This is a genomic window from Chamaesiphon sp. VAR_69_metabat_338, assembly GCF_031423935.1.
Classification (GTDB): Bacteria; Cyanobacteriota; Cyanobacteriia; order Cyanobacteriales; family Chamaesiphonaceae; genus Chamaesiphon.
In genome coordinates this window covers 1-4,562 of record NZ_JANPGM010000211.1, presented here as the reverse complement: position 1 = coordinate 4,562, position 4,562 = coordinate 1, and the positions used below count along the sequence as shown (strand labels likewise).

Annotated in this window: 5 protein-coding genes; 2 read left to right on the top strand and 3 right to left on the bottom strand. The window is 47.3% G+C overall.

Annotated features, from left to right (window positions below):
• Both RMO84_RS06250 and RMO84_RS06245 read right to left on the bottom strand, forming a co-directional pair.
• Positions 1-1,345 (bottom strand): transglutaminaseTgpA domain-containing protein (locus RMO84_RS06250; protein ID WP_310487612.1); only part of this gene is annotated, 1,345 nt, incomplete at its 3' end.
• Between the two features lie 84 nt (positions 1,346-1,429).
• On the bottom strand, positions 1,430-1,630 hold the full coding sequence (locus RMO84_RS06245; protein WP_310487611.1) for a hypothetical protein: 201 nt from the start codon (positions 1,628-1,630) through the stop codon (positions 1,430-1,432).
• Positions 1,631-1,936: 306 nt separating this feature from the next.
• Here RMO84_RS06245 and RMO84_RS06240 point away from each other — a divergent pair, with 306 nt between their 5' ends.
• Positions 1,937-2,410 carry a VOC family protein gene (locus RMO84_RS06240; RefSeq protein ID WP_310487610.1) on the top strand — a complete coding sequence of 158 codons (474 nt, stop codon included), beginning with the start codon at positions 1,937-1,939 and terminating at the stop codon, positions 2,408-2,410.
• 65 nt (positions 2,411-2,475) lie between these two features.
• Here the strand turns inward: RMO84_RS06240 and RMO84_RS06235 are convergent, their stop codons facing one another.
• On the bottom strand, positions 2,476-4,062 hold the full coding sequence (locus RMO84_RS06235) for an FAD-dependent monooxygenase (protein ID WP_310487609.1): 1,587 nt from the start codon (positions 4,060-4,062) through the stop codon (positions 2,476-2,478).
• A 183-nt stretch (positions 4,063-4,245) separates the two neighbouring features.
• On the opposite strand from RMO84_RS06235, the gene RMO84_RS06230 reads away from it, so the two are divergent.
• On the top strand, positions 4,246-4,562 hold a 317-nt coding region (locus RMO84_RS06230), incomplete at its 3' end, for a helix-turn-helix domain-containing protein (protein ID WP_310487608.1).

Here is a 4,562-nt window from a genome sequence, read left to right as displayed (position 1 = left end):
GATCTTGGGTGTATTTTTGCAGTTTGGCTGAGATGTTGTCAGGGATTTGCAGGTAATAATTACTAATCTTCTGGGGATAATTAGTGCTGGCACCATCGAGTAATTGGCGATCGCGCAAGGGGACTTGAGACACTACTGTATAAGTCAAACCTTGATGCAACCCCACTGGCGATCTCATCAAACCTTCCGGATCTAGGGCAATTTCTGGTGTGGGAAAATATAATTCATTAACCGCAGATAAACCTGGAATAATATTGGGCAACTCATCCAAGGCCGTATAACTTTGAATCACCTGTTTGGTGCGGAGTTTATTTGTAGGTGCAGGAAAGATGAATTTATAATCCCATTCTGGACGCCGGACTTTAGTAGTCTTAGCGTTGCGGGAAATTTCCCAGCCTTGTCCGGTATAACGATCGAAAGCCAATGCTCGCCAAAATCCTGGAGCTTGGGCGCGCACGCGCATCACTAGTTTGGGTTTCATCACCCCACGGAGATTTTGATCGATTTGCGAATTAAATCCGTAATAAAAATTCTCGTCTAATTTGCCATCACTTTTACCATCGCCGCCTTCACCATCGATTTGGCGACCTTGGCCGCTGCCAGCTTTGCCCTTGTTTTGATATCCAGGCGCGATCGTTCTTTGCGGATCGAATTTTTGTCGTTCGTATTGAATCGGCGCACTGACAGGAAGCGAACCCTGATAGCTAGAAAAACGTGGCATCAGGGCAAATACGATTAAACCGATTGTGATGACTAACCCTAATAGTTTTCCCAATTGCAACCACGGGATGCCAACCTTATCGACCTGGGCGGATCTACCGATTGTCAGTGGTGCCAAATTCAGCCGCGATCGATAATCTAGAAATAGTACCGGAATCGCGATCGCCAGAAATAGTAATAACAGCGGTGCAAACGCGAGCGTCTGACTGAGCGTACCCGCAACGCCAATCAGAATTAACCCGATCGTCATCGAGTAGCCCAAATCCTTGCGGCGGGGCAGATCGAAGGTATGAATCGCCTGCACCTGCACCAATAATTCGGCCAATACTAACCGTGTATCGTTGATACTGCCGAGTAGATGGACGATAAAGTAAGCCAACGCGCCCAACATCGCTAAGGCGAGGCCGAATTTCATGCCGATATTGCGATCGTGACGATGGTACCAACTCCAAGTCGCACCCATAATACTGACCGGAATTGCCCACAAACTGAGCTGTGTTTCCGCTGCCACATCGGTCGCGATAATGCCGACGACGACCATCGACTGTACTAATATGCGCAGGAGTACTGAATCCTCTGGCACAGTCTGAGGGCGCAAGGCCATCTGCTGTTGAATTTTTGCCAAGACTGAGCTTGGTGGTTGTGGCAAGGATATGGGCACGATCGAATTATAAATAGCAACGAGATCTACCCACCCGCCACAGATTAGTTAGCGATCGTCACGATCCGCTGGCACTGCTGCACCAAAATTTTCTGAGGATGAAGTGGGGAGATTAGGCTTAGGGTGCCCAGATTCGTCCTCAGTTGTTTCATACTCTTCAAGTTTCGTTTCCCACGGAAATAGTGGTGGACGTTGCCGGATTTTGGCATCGAGTTGTTTTTGAACTAGTAATGGTAATCGATCTTCCACAGTGGGCACTCTCAAATTGATTTAGATATTGGTCGAGCTGATGTCAACCCCAGGTAATGCACTTTAAACTGGTTAAATCTTCCTCTTAGTTTGAATATACACCACAGCTAGCTCTAGATCGGGACAGTTCGCGGTGGAAACTGGTGTTAAATTTGTCCTGTTTTGGTTAGCATATGAGTGTTAGCGACAAGTCTGGCTCCTAGCTGCGGCGATCGGGTAAGTAGCCTCGATACTTCAAGTTGATTCATTCTAACACTGCCTAGTTAAGGCTCTTTCAATCATTTATTTTTTGAAACTATTGCGCGCATGTCACTAAAATCTGTTGGGGCGGAATCTCATCTACGCATTCCCTTAGGTGCTTTGCGGAGCGTACATCATATCGCGCTGAATGTGGCAGATATGCAAGCCTCGCGCCACTTCTACGGCACGATTTTGGGATTGCACGAACTCGCAGGCAACGAGATTCCCTCTAGTCTGCGCGAATTAGTCGCACTGGGTCGGGTGGCCAATTTTCGGATTCCAGATGGGACGGTGCTCGATTTATTTGCCGAGCCAGAGTTATCGCCTCCAGCCGCAGATCCGACCGTGCAATTTACGCGAGCCAATCATTTAGCTTTTGATATCGCACCCGATTTATTTGACTTATCCGTGCAAATTTTGCACGCTCATCAGGTCAAAATTGAGGGGGAAGTCGTCACTCGATCGACCGGACGCGGCATCTACTGTTACGATCCCGATGGTTTGATGGTGGAAATCCGTTGCGATCGAGACATCAAATAGCGATCCTAAGTGAGGAGCTGAGACTCGCTTTGGGCATGAATCACTGTTCCTAAAGAGCGATGTTGTCAGCATTTCTCCATGACTGACAAATGTAGCAGGTAATTTTGGAGCTTAGACCAGGAAAAACTCGTGGAAATAAATCCAATGTAACAATCGGGGCGTAATAGTAGGTAAAAAGGCCGATCGACTCCAAAAATTTCGACAACAGGGGGGTAAAGTGGGATGACATTAAGATCGATTAGATGTCCATATTTACGCTCTAGCTCTAATCGCAAATCTCGATCGTGATGTGTCCCGTCGGAGAAGGCCAATAGATGGAATTTGGGAGCGCGAAGTAGATCGTAAAGATTGGCACCATCTACCAGAAAATAAGGCATTCTATCGCCAGCTTTGACTGCGAACTCTGTATCTCCTTGATGTTCGCTCAAAGAACTGTCGTGGTAGTTGAGTCCGATTTGAGAAATGGCCGGAAACAAGAATTCTTTAGCCGCACCAAATTGGGTGATAAAACTAGCCAGACTCGGTAAGATTTTATCGCGTAGAAACCGGAAATACCACTGGTTGCCAGCGGCAAATTCAAAAGCCCGATCGGTCGTCTGTAACAGGTGATTTGCATTAGCCAAACGTTCCTCGTTGTAACTTGCGAGCAGATCTTCACCAGCATCATTTTTCAATACTAAGGCGAGCTTCCAAGCCAGATTATAAGCATCCTGAATACCCGTATTCATGCCCTGACCGCCCGCAGGCGTATGCATGTGAGCGGCATCCCCAGCCAGAAAGCATCGATCGAGGGAGAATGCTTCAGCGCGACGAGTGTGTACTTTGTAAGTCGAGAACCAGCGGACAGTGCCAATCGCTGGGGCTTGTGGCACCAATTGCTTGAGTTTAGTTTCGACTTCATCAAAAGTGACTGCTAGATCGTCCGCTAGAGCCGCGACTCGATCGTTGTATTCAGGTAAGTTGCCAATTAACCGCCAGTGTTTTTCGCCGGACATGGGCAGCATTAGCAAAAATGCATCTTGTCCCAACTGGGCATAAAATGTTGATTCATCCGCCGGCAAATCCAGTTCCACATCTGCGACATAAAACAGGCGTGGGTAAGTAGAACCTTCAAACTTCAGATCGAGTAGATGCCGAGTTGGACTGCTCGCACCATCACAGCCCACTAGATACTGGGCTTCAAGAGTTTGTGTTTCACCATTTACCGTTTTAATGACTGCTGTCACACCATCTGCATTTTGGGTTAGGCTCTCTAGTTCGGTTTGCCACTGAACTGCTTTAGCGTGATGTTGGAGATACTCATTCAGCAGCCGCTCGTTTTTGCTTTGCTCAAAAATGAGGAGAAACGGAAACGGACTCAGCCGCCCGCCAAAGTCAGAAAAATCCAGGCGGGCACTAACTTTCCCATCATGCATCAGCACCGTTTTCTGGACGATCTCGCCACCAGCAACGGCGGTTTGTGCCAAACCTACTTGGTCGTAAATTTCCATCGTGCGTGCATGAACGACTAGAGCCTTTGACAAGTCGGTGATGCCTGCTTTCTTGTCAAAGATCTGAAAGTCGATGCCGTAACGAATCAACTGGACAGCCAAGGATAATCCGGTTGGACCTGCGCCCACAATAATTACGTCAGTTCTGGTTACTGTTGTCATATTTGTTTTACTCCATCAAGGTATTAGGCTTGATTCTTCCTCCCCTAACTGTTGTTGAGAAGTCGATCGCATTTTGCATGGCGATCTCTTACTAAACTAAACTATACAGTTTAGTTTAGTAACTTCATGCTAAACTATACAGCTTAGTAATGTCAAGTTTGCAAATATCCAGCTTCAATCCACATGTCTCTAAAAGAACCGCGTCAACTCTCCCTAGAAAAAGCTGAAGCGATCTTAGCGGGTGGAATGCAGGAGTTCCTGAAACATGGCTATGCGGGGACGAGTATGGATCGGATCGCGATGGCTGCGGGGGTGTCGAAAGCGACTGTTTATAGTCATTTTCAAGATAAAGAAGGCTTATTTACCGCGCTAATCGAACAGTTAGTCACAGGCAAATTTAGATCGCTCTTCGAGCTTAGTTCGTCAGGATTAGTCCCCACACCCAGAATTTTCTTGAGCGAGTTAGCAAATCGAGTCCTCGATACGAGCGTGAATGAGCC